Origin of the sequence: Lutispora sp. (genome assembly GCF_041687175.1) — a bacterium.
GTDB lineage: Bacteria > Bacillota > Clostridia > Lutisporales > Lutisporaceae > Lutispora.
Genome location: NZ_JAWLCK010000022.1, coordinates 1 through 14,012, shown reverse-complemented (window position 1 = coordinate 14,012; position 14,012 = coordinate 1). Strand labels below are relative to the sequence as shown.

13 protein-coding genes and 1 pseudogene are annotated in these 14,012 nt (G+C 37.4%); 10 read left to right on the top strand and 4 right to left on the bottom strand.

Annotation, left to right across the window (positions count from 1 at the left end; translation table 11 throughout):
• The first annotated feature begins 19 nt into the window (after positions 1–19).
• The 7 genes from ACESM9_RS05425 (at position 20) to ACESM9_RS05395 (ending at position 5,546) form a co-directional block, all read left to right on the top strand.
• On the top strand, positions 20–1,330 hold the full coding sequence (locus ACESM9_RS05425; protein ID WP_372996080.1) for a dihydrolipoamide acetyltransferase family protein: 1,311 nt from the start codon (positions 20–22) through the stop codon (positions 1,328–1,330).
• Positions 1,331–1,351: 21 nt separating this feature from the next.
• Positions 1,352–2,746 carry a dihydrolipoyl dehydrogenase gene (gene lpdA, locus ACESM9_RS05420; protein WP_372996078.1) on the top strand — a complete coding sequence of 465 codons (1,395 nt, stop codon included), beginning with the start codon at positions 1,352–1,354 and terminating at the stop codon, positions 2,744–2,746.
• A gap of 20 nt (positions 2,747–2,766) precedes the next feature.
• Positions 2,767–3,240: a PPC domain-containing DNA-binding protein gene (locus tag ACESM9_RS05415; protein WP_372996076.1), complete on the top strand. Its 474-nt coding sequence runs from the start codon at positions 2,767–2,769 to the stop codon at positions 3,238–3,240.
• Positions 3,241–3,326: 86 nt separating this feature from the next.
• Positions 3,327–3,830, top strand: a complete 504-nt coding sequence (locus ACESM9_RS05410) for an SEC-C metal-binding domain-containing protein (protein WP_372996074.1) — start codon at positions 3,327–3,329, stop codon at positions 3,828–3,830.
• Between the two features lie 140 nt (positions 3,831–3,970).
• A complete protein-coding gene (locus tag ACESM9_RS05405; protein ID WP_372996072.1) occupies positions 3,971–4,501 on the top strand; it encodes a hypothetical protein in 531 nt (176 codons plus the stop codon).
• Between the two features lie 102 nt (positions 4,502–4,603).
• On the top strand, positions 4,604–4,897 hold the full coding sequence (locus ACESM9_RS05400) for an autorepressor SdpR family transcription factor (protein WP_372996071.1): 294 nt from the start codon (positions 4,604–4,606) through the stop codon (positions 4,895–4,897).
• Positions 4,884–5,546, top strand: coding sequence for an SdpI family protein (locus ACESM9_RS05395; protein WP_372996069.1), 663 nt, complete (start codon positions 4,884–4,886; stop codon positions 5,544–5,546). Before ACESM9_RS05400 ends, ACESM9_RS05395 begins: the two co-directional genes overlap by 14 nt.
• A gap of 14 nt (positions 5,547–5,560) precedes the next feature.
• On the opposite strand, the gene ACESM9_RS05390 is transcribed toward ACESM9_RS05395, so the two are convergent.
• Positions 5,561–6,268, bottom strand: a complete 708-nt coding sequence (locus ACESM9_RS05390; protein WP_372996067.1) for a DUF4397 domain-containing protein — start codon at positions 6,266–6,268, stop codon at positions 5,561–5,563.
• A 295-nt stretch (positions 6,269–6,563) separates the two neighbouring features.
• Here ACESM9_RS05390 and ACESM9_RS05385 point away from each other — a divergent pair, with 295 nt between their 5' ends.
• Positions 6,564–8,063, top strand: a complete 1,500-nt coding sequence (locus tag ACESM9_RS05385) for a putative glycoside hydrolase (protein ID WP_372996065.1) — start codon at positions 6,564–6,566, stop codon at positions 8,061–8,063.
• A gap of 61 nt (positions 8,064–8,124) precedes the next feature.
• Positions 8,125–8,601, top strand: a complete 477-nt coding sequence (locus ACESM9_RS05380; RefSeq protein WP_372996063.1) for a hypothetical protein — start codon at positions 8,125–8,127, stop codon at positions 8,599–8,601.
• A gap of 44 nt (positions 8,602–8,645) precedes the next feature.
• On the opposite strand, the gene ACESM9_RS05375 is transcribed toward ACESM9_RS05380, so the two are convergent.
• The 3 genes from ACESM9_RS05375 to ACESM9_RS05365 form a co-directional block, all read right to left on the bottom strand.
• Positions 8,646–10,217 carry an S-layer homology domain-containing protein gene (locus ACESM9_RS05375; RefSeq protein ID WP_372996061.1) on the bottom strand — a complete coding sequence of 524 codons (1,572 nt, stop codon included), beginning with the start codon at positions 10,215–10,217 and terminating at the stop codon, positions 8,646–8,648.
• 134 nt (positions 10,218–10,351) lie between these two features.
• Positions 10,352–11,236 carry a helix-turn-helix domain-containing protein gene (locus ACESM9_RS05370; protein ID WP_372996059.1) on the bottom strand — a complete coding sequence of 295 codons (885 nt, stop codon included), beginning with the start codon at positions 11,234–11,236 and terminating at the stop codon, positions 10,352–10,354.
• 120 nt (positions 11,237–11,356) lie between these two features.
• Positions 11,357–12,256, bottom strand: coding sequence for a helix-turn-helix domain-containing protein (locus ACESM9_RS05365; protein ID WP_372996056.1), 900 nt, complete (start codon positions 12,254–12,256; stop codon positions 11,357–11,359).
• A 190-nt stretch (positions 12,257–12,446) separates the two neighbouring features.
• Here ACESM9_RS05365 and ACESM9_RS05360 point away from each other — a divergent pair.
• Positions 12,447–14,012 (top strand): annotated as a pseudogene (locus ACESM9_RS05360) (hypothetical protein); the annotation flags it as partial.

The following is a 14,012-nucleotide window of genomic DNA, read 5'->3' as shown; positions in this document are numbered from 1 at the left end:
GGTCAGAGGAGGAAATTTGATGGCATATGTAATAAAAATACCAAAATTAGGTTTAACAATGACAGAAGGCACAGTATTCAAGTGGCATAAAAAAGAAGGCGAAGAAGTAAAATCAGGAGATATATTATTGGAATTGGCAACGGATAAGCTTGTAAATGAAATAACAGCGGAAGAAGATGGTGTACTGAGAAAGATAATTCTAAAAGAAGGAGAGACTTCAGCTGTAGGAGCTCCTGTTGGAATAATAGCAAAAGCTGATGAGGATATAGCAAATCTATATGATGATGGAGATACAGAAATCCAAGACAACATTTCAAGTGAAGCACAACAAAAGATTGAAGAACCTGCTGCTTCACAAGTGGTTAATAAAGGTGACTATGTACCAGCTACACCCTATGCAAAGAAAATTGCCAGAGAAAATAACATTGACTTAAAGCTGGTGGTTGGCAGTGGAGAAAATGGAGTAATACTAGCTAAGGATGTACAGCAGTTTATGGACAAAAATAAAGCTGCAGTTAAGGCATCACCTATGGCTAAGAAACTGGCAATGGAGATGGGCGTTGACTTAACATCCATTGACAAGGTTGGGCGAATTATGAAGGAGGATGTGTTAAAAGTCCCCTCAAAGCAACAAGCAGAGGGCAGACAAAGAACAGCGTCACCATCAAGGATTAGAAAAATAATAGCCGAAAGAATGCTGGATAGTTCACAGACCACTGCTGCAGTCACCTACAATATGGAAGTTGATGTGACAGAACTGAAAGGACTTAGAGGAAAAATAAACAAACACTATGAATCAAAGGGAATTAAATTCTCCTATAATCATCTATTTATGAAAGCTATAGCAAAAGCTTTGATGGAGAACCCAGAGATGAATGCATCCTTCGATGGGGAAACTATCCTTTATCATGATTATGTAAATATGGGTATTGCAGTAGCTCTAGGTAAAGAACTTATAGTGCCTAATTTAAAAAATGTTCATAGCAAGACTTTGGAGGAAATAGCAATAGAGACTGAAGTGTTGATAAAGGCAGCAAGAGAAGGCAAATTAGAAGCCGATGACTTAAGCGGTGGTACATTTACCATAACAAATCTAGGCTCCTTTGGAATGGATTGTTTTACACCCATTATAAACAAACCGGAAGTAGGCATATTGGGTATTAACACCATAAAGGATAAGCCAGTAGTATTTGAAGGTGAAATAACAGTAAGAGCAATGACTAATATAAATCTTACGGCAGATCACCGATTGGTTGATGGAGCAGTAGCGGCAGTATTCCTCAGCAGAGTAAAAGAAATGCTGGAGAACCCATGCCTCATATTGGTATAAAACTTAGAAGAAGGTGAGGACATGAAAAGTATTGTTGTAATAGGCGGGGGAGTAGGAGGATATGTGGCTGCCATAAGAGCAGCACAGTTGGGCGCTAAGGTTACTCTCATAGAAAAAAATAATATAGGCGGTACTTGCCTTAACGAAGGTTGTATTCCTACAAAGGTTCTTCTCCATACTGCTGAATTATACAGTGACTTATTAGCCGGGGAGGAATATGGTTTGAGGATAAATGGAGACATCTCTGTAGATTGGCAGGCGCTTCAAAAAAGAAAGGCAGATGTAATAAAGCAATTAGTCGGTGGAGTAAGAATACTACTGCAGTACAATAAAATAGAAATCATAAACGGAACTGCTAAAATAAACACACCAAAAAGTGTATCTATAGCAAAACCAAATGGTGAAATCCAAAGAATTGATACTGATAATACAATTATAGCTACCGGATCCGAACCATTCATACCTCTAATTCCGGGGGTTGATTTAGAGGGAGTAATTAATAGTACGGGAGCCCTAAGCATAGAGGAAATACCAAAAAGCATAACCATAGTAGGCGGAGGCGTTATAGGAGTAGAGTTTGCCCACCTGTTTAATACTCTGGGTGCTGAGGTTAGCATAGTGGAAATGATGCCTGATATTCTCCCCAGAATAGATGGTGAAATAGTTTCCTTGATGAGGTCTCACTTGGAAAATAAAAATATTAAAATATATACCAGCGCAAAGGTTGCCTCTATAAGCAAAAATGGAGATATGCTAAATGTCAATGTGAATACAAAAGATGGTTCTATAATATTAAAATCAGAAAAAGTACTTATGTCTGTAGGCAGAAGAGGCAGACTTGAAGGCTTGAATGTAGAAGAAGTTGGAATAAAAACAGAAAGAAATCTTATAGCAGTAGATGACAACATGGAAACAAATGTAACAGGCATCTATGCCATAGGAGATATTACTGGCAAGAACATGCTGGCCCATGTAGCATCAGAGCAGGGTATTATTGCAGCACAAAGTATAATGGGCATAAAGGATAAAATGGACTATAAGGTAATACCCTCGTGTATATATACCAGTCCTGAGATAGCTTCTGTAGGAATGACGGAAGAAGAGGCAAAATCAAAGGGAATAGATTATAAAAAGGGAGTTTTCCCATTGATGGCCAATGGTAAATCTATAATATCCAATGAAACATCAGGTTTTGTAAAAGTTATAGCAGATAGTAAATATGGTGAGGTTCTGGGAGTTCATATTATTGGATCAAGGGCTACGGATATAATTGGAGAGGCGGCTTTGGCCATTAAATTGGAAGCAACGGTAGATGAGCTTATATCAACCATACATGCCCATCCTACTGTATCAGAATCAGTTAAAGAAGCTGCTTTATCAGTGAAAAATAGAGCCATACACAATGTAAATAATTAATTGGGTTCTGGAGGGGCATTATGGATGTAAGAAAGTACTTTAAAGATTCGGATATCAAGAGAATTGTAGTAGGAAGGATACCCAAAAACACTGATTTGCTGACAGGCATTAAGGAAGTCTGCAAGTCATATGACATAAGCCATGGTTATATAGCCAGCTTAATAGGAAGCCTGAAAAATGCAAGATTCGTATATGCAATAAATGACGAAAAAGCAAATATGGGCATAAGATATAGCGATCCGGTTTTGCTGGATGGACCGTTGGAAATACTTGCAGGACAGGGGATTATCGGGCTAGAGGATACAGATGAATTATCTGTACACCTCCATATGCTAATCAGCGATGAAAAAATGAGGGTTTTTGGCGGACACTTCATTGATGGTGGAAATGATGTTTTAGTTACAGCAGAAATAATAATTCATGAGATAGATGAGGTTGAAAATCGTAGAGTCTATGACGAAGATACAGGTTTCTTATTATTTAAAGTCAGATAGGCTAGGCAATATCATAACACAATTGAAAACAAGTCCTCTTTGTAATATAATATTAGGGTAAAATTACAAAGCAAGGGAGTCGTATCATGAGCTTATTAGAAACTTGGAGAGAAACCGCCTATAAAGGCGAGAACCCTAATGTACAAAAGAAGTTTTGGAAAGAATACTTTGACATTGAGAAGGGCATATATGAGAAGTTACTTACAAATCCTGAGGAAGTAGTAAAAGGCACTGTGAAAGAATTAGCCGAAAGCTATGGCACAGATGTGCTTCACTTTACCGGCTTTCTGGACGGCATAAACTCAAGCCTTAAAGAGCCCAACAATCTTGAGGAGCTTGGAGAAGATTCAGAGGTTCACTTGGCTATAGATGTAGAAGAGCTTTACTACAACATGTTGGCAGCTAAGGCAAAATGGCTCTATACATTGCCGCAGTGGGACAACATACTCAGCGAGGAAAAAAGAAAAGAGATAACCAAAAAGCAAAGACTATCAGGTACTGTTATAAAGGAAGAGAAAGTGGGTAGAAATGATCCCTGTCCCTGTGGCAGCGGTAAGAAATATAAGAAATGCTGCGGTGCAAACATATAAAAATAGCCTCCAAACACGGGGGTTATTTTTTTGTTTCTATATATTTGAAGCAGCAATGCCTCTAGCATATAATTTATATATATAAAAATATCTCTTTGGGATATATAATAGAAATAGGAAATAACGAAAGGTGGGTCATAATGACGATATACAAAGGCAAAAAAAGAAACCTAAAGATTACAGGTATAGTTTTTTTCTGCTTTGTTGCAATGATTCTCACATTATTATTATTTACTGAAAGAGGATTTTTTCCATGGCTTTTTACAGTTTTTTTACTTCTAATGTGCATACCTACCTATAGCGGAATGATACTAAGTATCAAAATGGACGAAAATAAACTGGTAATAAGAAGACCTTTCAGTTGGCAAACTCTTAAAATATCCAACATAGCCTTTTGCGCTGTCCATGATATTGGAGAGGGTCAATCCACATTGTATATATTTCCAAAGCAAAAATGGGCAGGCAGAGAAAGTATAAAAGGAATAAAAACTACTATGTCCTATGAAGAAGCAGTTGAAGCTTTATCAAAGGGAGGAAGGATACAAGACTTCAAGGTTAACTTTAGTAGGGCTTTTAAGGTTCCTGTATCCCTAGTGGAAAATGGAGATGAACTCAAAGAGAAAATTCTGGACTGTGTAGACGAACTCCACTATAAAGTTTTCAGCAATTAATCAGATTATTATTGATTTCTGAATCATTGAGTCGTATAATCATATTAGATATTTAAATAATTGTCTAAATATCTAATATAATTTATTGGAGGAGGCCTGAATATGTCTTTGCTCAACATGCCTTTTAAAGCCTTGTCCGATCCTACACGTCGAAAAATAATACAAATGCTTAAGGAAAAAGATATGACTGCAGGTGAGATAGCAGATCATTTTGATATGACAAAGCCAAGTATATCCCATCATCTAAGCATACTTAAGCAAGCTGAACTGGTAACAGATGAAAGAAAAGGCCAAAACATTTACTATTCGTTAAATACCACTGTGTTTCAAGAGTTGATCAACTGGTTTTTTAATTTTACTGATAAGAGGGGAGGGTCAACAGGTGAAGAAGATTGATTATAATTTGAAAAAAGAGCTGCCGCTGATACTTATGATAATAGCTGCATTTGCTATCAGTATATACTTCTACCCTATGCTACCAGATAGAATTCCAACCCATTGGAATTTTAAAGGAGAAATAGACGGGTACTCTGGAAAGCTGTCAGGTGCATATATGCTCCCTGTAATGAATTTGGCAATGTATGGACTTTTCATAATACTGCCATCAATAGATCCCAGGAGAGAAAACTATAAACTATTCAGCAGCACGTATATATATTTCAGATACTTGTTTCACATATACTTCCTGGGAATGCATGTAATAGTTATTGCTGCCGCTTTAGGTTATAATGTGGACACGGGAAGACTGGTTATGCTTGCTGTATCTTTGCTTTTCATGTTAATGGGTAATGTGATGGGAAGAGTAAAACACAATTATTTTGTTGGAATAAAAACACCTTGGACTTTGGCCAGTGAAGAAGTTTGGAAAAAAACCCACAGGCTCGCTGCATTGCTTTGGACTATAGCAGGATTCTTAGGAGCTGTATTTGCACTTCTTAGGGTAAACTTAGGATGGATATTTATTATTATATTGATGGTCCCAGCCTTGGTACCCGTAATATACTCATATATTATATTCAATAAGATGAGAAAAACAGGCAGCTGATAATGCCTGTTTTCTCATCTTCGACCATCTGCCAGCACCACTGCTGTAAGAGGTGGAGAAGCTCCCAAGAGGCCTATGGCATATATGGTGTAGGCTCTTCCTCCTCTGAACGTCAATTGGGGCAAACCTAAAACTACATTTGGAGTGCCTGCTATAAGAACTCTTAAGGTGTAAATATTAGGCTCTACACTGATATACTCAGCAACTCTACCAAAGGTTACACCACTAAATAATGCTCGGCCTGTTTCGTCTACAACATCTAGAGCAGGAGCTCTTGGTGACATATGAACAAATCTTATGCGGCTTTCATTACCAGGTATCAATTCACCAGAATCAACATATATCCTGGACTGAATATTTGGTGACAATCCCGCTATTACTATTGTTCGATAGCTGTCCCGAGAAGGATTGATGGTGAACTGAGTCAAAGGAGTATCTGTCTGGCCCAGCGGATAAACCGCAATATCATGGATTGTCGCAGGTAATGCTGCATAGCCTGCAATGCTAGCGTATGTCAGATTTGATACAGCCTTCATATTATCGATATAGATATCAAGGGCTGGTGCATTTGGGGAAGCATGAAGAAACCTGACAAAAGAAAACCCTGCCTGTCTTTCTTCTTCATTATCTCTATCTTCTTTATCAAATGTTTCTTCTCTATTAATATTATTCATCATATGTAGTGGACATTTCATATATGGACGCAGTGGACAATAAGCCATAATTTATCCTCCTCTAATCAGAAAAATGCCTAGCATTTTTCTGAGTCACGAGTTGCATGCCTATTGTCATTTCTTTAGGGTCCTGTCTCGAGTCACGTGAATTTAAGCAGGGCTCCGAAGCACATACTTCAATACTCGTAACTCGTAACCCGTGACTCGTAACGGAAAATGCTTTGCATTTTATATATATGAGAATCTTGCTAATTAATTCCACATTATTGAAACTATTTACCCACAAAAGTAGTCGAAATATGTGATATAATGAAAAAAGATAATATGAGATGAGAGGTGCCCTATGAATCAAAAAAATGTTCTAGCTATACTAATTGTTATTCTATCATTATCACTAATATTCACTGGCTGTTCTGTAGGTGCAAACCCTATGGGGTCAACAAAAGAAGAGTCAACGGAAGACCCTCAGGACCCTGCATCCCAGCCTGAAGAACCAGCAGAACCTGAAGAACCAGTTTTTGTGCAAGAAATAATACCCGAAGTAACCTTTCCTGAAAATACTCTCTTCATTACAGGAAGAAAAATTAATGTGAGAGAAGACATTACAAAAGGTGCCAAAGTATTAGGGAGCCTTTCTAGAGCGAGCCAGGTAACCTTGCTTGAAGAGAAGAAGGATGAACAGGAAGAAACCTGGTTGAAAGTAAGCTACATAGATGATTCTGGCAAAGAAGAAACAGGCTGGATAAGCGGCAAACATGCATCTAAGAATTGGTTGGATCTGATAGGTGAAGAATTCAAGGATATGGACTACACACCGCAGAAAAAGGTGGTAGAATACGAAAACAATCCAAGGGTCAAAGTGAGGGGGATATATGTAACTATATGGTCTGCTTCAAATGCCAGACTTGATTCCCTCATTGAAATGGCGAAGAAGACAGATATAAATACCTTTGTAATTGATGTAAAAGAAGACAAAGGCTATATGTTGTTCCCTACAAAAGCAGCAGAAAAGTACAGCCCGGAAGCTAATAAGCATGCTACCGTAAAAGATATACAAGCTCTGATGAAAAAGTTGAAGGATAATAACATATATACAATAGCCAGAATAGTATCCTTTAAAGACCCACTATATACAGCTCACAATCCGGATAAAGCAATAATCTACAAAGACACAGGCAAACCATTTACAAACAATGATGGCTTAGTCTGGGCTTCACCCCATGACAGGAATTTATGGGAGTATAATATTGAGGTGGCAAAGGAAGCTGCTGAGGTGGGCTTCAATGAAATACAGTTTGACTATGTGAGATTCCCTGCCTCTGACGGGGGAAAATTGGATAAAAGGCTGGACTATAGGAATACTACTGGAGAATCAAAACCGGCTACAATACAGAACTATTTGAAATATGCCAGAGAACAGCTGGCTCCTAAGAATGTGTATATATCTGCTGATGTGTACGGGCTTGTAGGTTCTGTTGAGGATGATATGGCTCTGGGACAGTATTGGGAGGCTATCAGCAATATTGTGGACTATATATGCCCTATGATGTATCCAAGCCACTATGCCAACCACACATATGGCATACCTGTACCTGATGCAAACCCTTATGGGACTGTATATAATTCTACTAAAGACTCAGTCAGAAGGAATAAAAACATACCTACTCCTGCCATAATAAGACCATGGATACAGGACTTTACAGCACCATGGGTAAAGGGTTATATTAAATATGGAGATCAACAGGTTATTGACCAGATTAAAGCTCTTGAGGAAAACGGTGTAGATGAATATCTGCTCTGGAATCCTAATAACAAGTATTCGGAAGGAGCCGTAACTAAATAAATACTATTTGTGGACATTCTGAGACAAGGAATACCCACACCTTATAAAGGGAGGAGATGTTTTGAGCTTTTATGCTAGAGTTTTTTCATTAGCTGAAGATTATCCGTCGAGATTTGCTATATGTGAGGAATTACTGGAAGCTGGTTACGAATTTTCTACTTTTCCCGGGAAATTTGACGATGATTTTGATGAAAAAGATTGGAAATACTTGATGCTGGAATATGATCCTAATCACGAACCCATCAGGCTGGAAAGAAATATAAAAGGTATAGATTCAATATTTGAAGAGGAACAGGAAGAGTTTCTGGAAGTATTGAAGGAGCTTCCCTACAGCAAAGAACAAAAAAAAGCTGTAGAAATAGTGAAGAATATGGTGCAGATATATGCATTGGACATTGATGAAGATATTACAGAGGAAGGCTGGGATTTCCTGGAGACACTACTGGACTTTATTGCTGATGCCACCGATGGCTATGTCCAGATAGATGAAGAAGGCATATATGACAAGGAAGGCGAATTGCTAGTAGAAATGGAATAAAAAAAATCTCCTCCAAAGGCGGAGGAGATTTTTTTTATTTAATCCTAGAACTGGCTGAATGTCTGGAATGCACGAAGCACAAGTGATATAGCCATTTCTCTGGTTGTATTGCTCTTTGGTAAGAAGTAAACTGCACCACCAGCAGCTGGAGTACCATTTATAATGCCATTGGCATTCATGAACTTAACTGCGGACAATGCCCATGGTGAAATCTGATCTGCATCAAGTACAGTTACCTGGAACTCTCCTGTTGCCTCCAATTGTGGCATAGCAGTCTGAAGTGTTCTGAATAGCATAGCAGATATCTGTTCTCTTGTGATTTCTAAATTTGGTGAGAACAATGTCATTTCTGGATTTGTTCCTTGAACTATGCCAAGCTTGAATGCTTTCAAAACTTCAGGATTATCAGTATCTGTGAAATTATCTACTCCTGGTTCTGCCTTATTTCCTGTTAGTTTCTCATATAAAAGAACAGCCAGCTCACAGAATTCTTCACGGGTAATATTCTTGGGGAATTGAGAGAGAACCTGCTCTGTAACAAGCCCTTGTTCTACAGCTTCGTTTACTTCAGGAGCGGCCCATGCTGATAAGCCATCTGTTCCTGCAGCAATTTCTTCAACTGGTGCTCCGCCTACTGTGAATTCAGCCCTGCCGAATAATCCATATTCATACTCAGCTTCCTCCAAGCCATATTTGCAAAATACCCTTACTTCATACCTTCCAGGTTCTGAAGGGGCTTTGAATTCATAGACATTACCTATCTTTAAATCTGAGATATATGAATGATGATAGGTGTTCTGTAATTTCTCATCAATTTTTGCAATACCCAACCATGCGCCTTCTTCTATTTCACCAGGAGTCAGACCATTTACAGTTACTGTCATGGCTTCTTCGGGAGCCGGGTTAGTTTTTGACAGAACTATATCTCCCGGTTTTGCTTTGCTGGATGTTACAATGAACTCAGCTTTGCCGAAAAATGATTCCTCTATATCAAGACCGTAAGAAGAGAAAACTCTTATTTCATATCTTCCAAAGTGATATGGAGCTTCAAATTGGTAAGTATTATTCGCTGGCAAATCAGTGATATAGCTTTGGAAATCAGTGTTTTCTAATTTCGCATCATATTTAGCTATGCCCAACCAAGCGCCGTTTTCAATCTGGCCATCTGTGAGACCGTTTACTGTTACTGACATAGGCTCACGTATCAGCACTTCTTTTTTTGAGATAGTTATATCTCCTTCTTTAGCTTTTGACCCAACTACAGAAAAGGATGCAGATGCTATAAAATTATCGTCGCCATCAAAAACTCTTACTTCATAATTTCCAAAGTGATATGGAGCCTCAAATCTCAAGACATTATCTACCGGTAAATCAGCTATATATGCCCTGAAGTCAGTATTTTGATATCTTGTTCCTTCGGTAGCTATTCCTACCCATGCACCATCATCAATCTGCCCATCAGTCAATCCGGTTATGGTAGCCTTTGCTTCTTCAAGTACAGTATATTTAGTCTTATCCAAAGTTACCGTACCTGATGCAGCAAAAACAGGCACACTTAAAACAACTGACATGATTAAGCATAGTACTAATATGAAACTCAGTGTTTTTTTCTTCATTATATTCCCTCCTAATTAAAATTCAAAATTTTATGAATACAATCATAAATATTGTAACATCAACGCCTCAGCATATCTTCCAAATTATTGATATTACCTTTCAAAAAATTGCATAAAAAAAAGCCCTAGACCTTCTAGGGACTCATTCTATACTCTGTTGGGGATAAACCGGTTTTTTTCTTAAATATAGTAGTGAAATGGCTATGGCTGGAAAAACCGCACATCATGCTTATTTCTGTAATAGAATAATCTTTGCCTTTCAGCATCTTCTTTGCCTTTTCGATTTTAAGATCCAGCAAGTATTCATAAGGAGTTTTATCCATCTGTTTCTTAAAGGCTCGTATGAATCTAAATTTATCCATATTAATCAAGCTTGATAATTCATCACATGAAAAGGAATTAGCATAGTGTTCATTCATATAATCTATCACTTTCTTAATGTTTTCTTTATATCCTCGTGGTCTATTATGAGGCTTAGCAGGTAGGCTGTGTTTTATATTTCGCATAAGGTTACCAACAATAATGAGTACAAGATTTTCTACCATAAACTCATGACCAACCTGCTTGTATCTAAGCTCTTCCAAAAACAAATTAACAAGTAGATTTATATCATGGTTTACAGTAGAAATATCATTTGAAAAAACTATATTAGGAGAACCATATAATTCAGTTGCAACACTTTCTATAACATTTCTATTCACATGTATACCACATAGGCAAAAGCCTTTCAGATCCTGCATTACTCCGTGTTCCTGCATGGGGTTGAAAGCTATAATAGCTCCGGCAAATCCATCTAGTATTCTATTATCTGCTACTATTGAAGGTATATTGGCATGACATATAGTGAATTCAAAGCTGTTATGGACATGAATTCCATGGTTTATGCTTGTAGCCTTATTGGTAGTTACTACAACCATATCTTTACTGCAGAAATTTTCAATGACAACTTTTGGGTTACCAATATTAGTGAAAGGTATAGGACCGGCCAGGCTTATGACTTTTTCCATATCAACTGTCATAAACTCACTTCCTAATATAATTTACTTATAGTTTAGCAAATCTACATACTAGGTACCATTATGACTTATAAAGCTCAGCATACCTAATATTTCTTATAATATACAAAAAAACCTATGTCCCTAAAGATCCATTCTATACTCAGATGGGGATAATCCGGTTTTTTTCTTAAATGTGGAAGTAAAATGGCTATGGCTGGAGAAGCCGCATATCATGCTTATTTCTGTAATAGTATAATCTTTGGCTTTCAGCATCTTCTTTGCCTTTTCTATTTTAAGATCCAGCAAATATTCATAGGGTGTTTTATGTGTCTGGCTCTTAAAGGTTCGTATGAATCTATATTTATCCATTTTAATCAATTTGGATAATTCTGTACATGAAACACTGGTAGTGTAGTTTTCATTCATATAATCTATTACTTTTTTGATGTTTTCTTTATATCCTCCAGGTTTATTATGTGGCCTAGACGGAAGGTTGTGATTTATATTCCGCATTAGGCTACCAATAATTAGATGTGCAAGGTTTTCTACCATAAATTCATGACCAGCTTGCTTATATTTCAGTTCTTCCAAGAGCAAATTAGCAAGAAGTTTTATATCATGATTAACTTTAAAAGTCTCATTTGAAAATACTATATGAGGTGAACCGTAAATTTCATAGGCAACGCTTTCTACAGTTTCTCTGTCAATATGTACACCGCAAAGACCAGAGCCTTTTACATCTATGGCTAAACCATGGTCTTGCATGGGATTTACAGCAAATAGTGCATTCATGGGTCTGTCATATATCTTATCATCTATAACAGCGGAAGGTACTCTAGTATGACAAATAACGAATTCATAGCTGTCATGAAAATGAGTCCCATGACAGATATTTGTAGATTTATTCGTAGTTACTATAGCAATATCGTCAGTACAAAAATTCTCTATAACTAACTTTGCATTTTGAATGTTATCCATAGGAACAGCGCCTGTAAGATGTGTCAGTCGATCCAGACTAACCAGCATAAAATCACTTCCCATACTATTCTATTTACATTATACCAAATATTACATGCGAAAGAAGTAAAAATTTACAGAAAGTTCAATAATATTAAAAGGGTTGCAATAAGTTGGAAGTTATTTCAATTTAATTCCTTTATAATAGAATCAATCTATTGCATAGCCAGCTATTGATATGAAAGTAATGTCAAATTCACATTGAGGGCTATACATGAAGGATAAAAAAAGATATGAAGGAAGTGAGGTCGTGTATAAATCCAAAAAAACTACTGCTTTATTGTTGTCTTTAATAATGATGTTCTCGCTTGCACTAAACCCTCTTTCGGCAGTATATGCAAGCGAATCGCCAAAATTACCAAAAGTAGAACCATCTAAAGATACGAAGACACCTACAACACCGCCAGATACAAACCCACTTAAAACACCGCTAGATATAAAGCCATCTACAACACCACCATCACCAAAGATAACTCCAAAGGTACCAACAACAACTACTCCAGGTATACCTGCAGTAGCCTTGGAAAAACCAGCCAAAGCTCAGGGAGTCAATTATGAAATTAAGGAAAATATAAAGAGGATTCCTGCAGGAGTAATATATGAGCTGAGGGAGCTGACATTTGACAGATTTGTAACCTTCAAGGTTGAAGAAAATGCTCAGACAAATGAAAATATAGATCCTTTTGGAAAGATAAATGGTATAAAATATCCTGCAGGCTCACAGATTTTGGCAGTATCACAGAGTTATCTGGAATCCTTTGCACCTTCAACTGGGGAAATTTACATTGATGAAGACCTGGGGAATGCATTTAAAATATTGGGATATGAAGGCCAGGATGACCGAGGAAATGAGCTTTATGTAGTGGCGACTCCTGATCTTACGGAAGTATTCAGTTCTTACAGCATACCTGAGCAGACCATTCATCTTACTACAGGAAATATAGCCTATATTGATCCGGACTTTGAGCTGAGCCCGGAAAGTGGAATGCCGAAAAATTATATTGCAATGGCTGATGGACCTGTTTTATATGAGGATGATGTTGTAAAAGTTACAGGACAAGGTAATAAACATATTCTCACATTGAAAAGCAATGTAATTATATTCGACTATCCGCCTAAGAATTTAGGAGAATTTTCTGATGAAAAGAAACTGGAGAAAGATGAAGATAAGGAATATTACAGCGATTTAGAAGGAGTAGAAAGCAAAAGCGATTTAAAAGTTACTGTGAGAGTAAAGGAAGGCAGCAATATTATAGTAGAGAATCCAAGACTCAATGTAGCGATGGATCTTAACCTATTAACCTCTCAGTTGGATGCTAAATTTTCTTTTGATTGTAAGGCTACAGCAGATATAACATTGCAGGGAGACATAATCTTTAATCATACTTTGGAAAAGTGTGTATATGGCTACGATATAAATTTAGGAAAGGTTGCAGGCAAAGAAAAGGGCAATGCAGCTTTTGTAGGAATATTTTTGGTTCTTGAAGTAAATGGCAAGATAAGTGTAGAGGTTAGAACCGTAACTACAGGAGACGCTGAAGCCGGTTTTGCATATAAATCTATCGGCTGGGGCGGCTTACCATATTATGTAGGACCATATGCTATATTCAGACCTGCATCTTTTGATATGAGCTTTACAGTAGACGGTGAAATTCATTCAACTTTGGCATGTGTTCCTCAAGTAGGAGTAGTAATATGGGGATGTAAGCTTGGAGTGCTCCAGATATGGGTAGGTTTTAAATCAACAGCACTGTTCCATTTCCAAGGAGGTGGAGGTACA

Bases quoted from the DNA above. Each gene is read 5' to 3' on its own strand.
- ACESM9_RS05425 (WP_372996080.1), top strand. From the start codon at position 20: ATGGCATATGTAATAAAAATACCAAAATTAGGTTTAACAATGACAGAA.
- lpdA (WP_372996078.1), top strand. From the start codon at position 1,352: ATGAAAAGTATTGTTGTAATAGGCGGGGGAGTAGGAGGATATGTGGCT.
- ACESM9_RS05415 (WP_372996076.1), top strand. From the start codon at position 2,767: ATGGATGTAAGAAAGTACTTTAAAGATTCGGATATCAAGAGAATTGTA.
- ACESM9_RS05410 (WP_372996074.1), top strand. From the start codon at position 3,327: ATGAGCTTATTAGAAACTTGGAGAGAAACCGCCTATAAAGGCGAGAAC.
- ACESM9_RS05405 (WP_372996072.1), top strand. From the start codon at position 3,971: ATGACGATATACAAAGGCAAAAAAAGAAACCTAAAGATTACAGGTATA.
- ACESM9_RS05400 (WP_372996071.1), top strand. From the start codon at position 4,604: ATGTCTTTGCTCAACATGCCTTTTAAAGCCTTGTCCGATCCTACACGT.
- ACESM9_RS05390 (WP_372996067.1), bottom strand. From the start codon at position 6,268: ATGGCTTATTGTCCACTGCGTCCATATATGAAATGTCCACTACATATG.
- ACESM9_RS05385 (WP_372996065.1), top strand. From the start codon at position 6,564: ATGAATCAAAAAAATGTTCTAGCTATACTAATTGTTATTCTATCATTA.
- ACESM9_RS05375 (WP_372996061.1), bottom strand. From the start codon at position 10,217: ATGAAGAAAAAAACACTGAGTTTCATATTAGTACTATGCTTAATCATG.
- ACESM9_RS05370 (WP_372996059.1), bottom strand. From the start codon at position 11,236: ATGACAGTTGATATGGAAAAAGTCATAAGCCTGGCCGGTCCTATACCT.
- ACESM9_RS05365 (WP_372996056.1), bottom strand. From the start codon at position 12,256: ATGGGAAGTGATTTTATGCTGGTTAGTCTGGATCGACTGACACATCTT.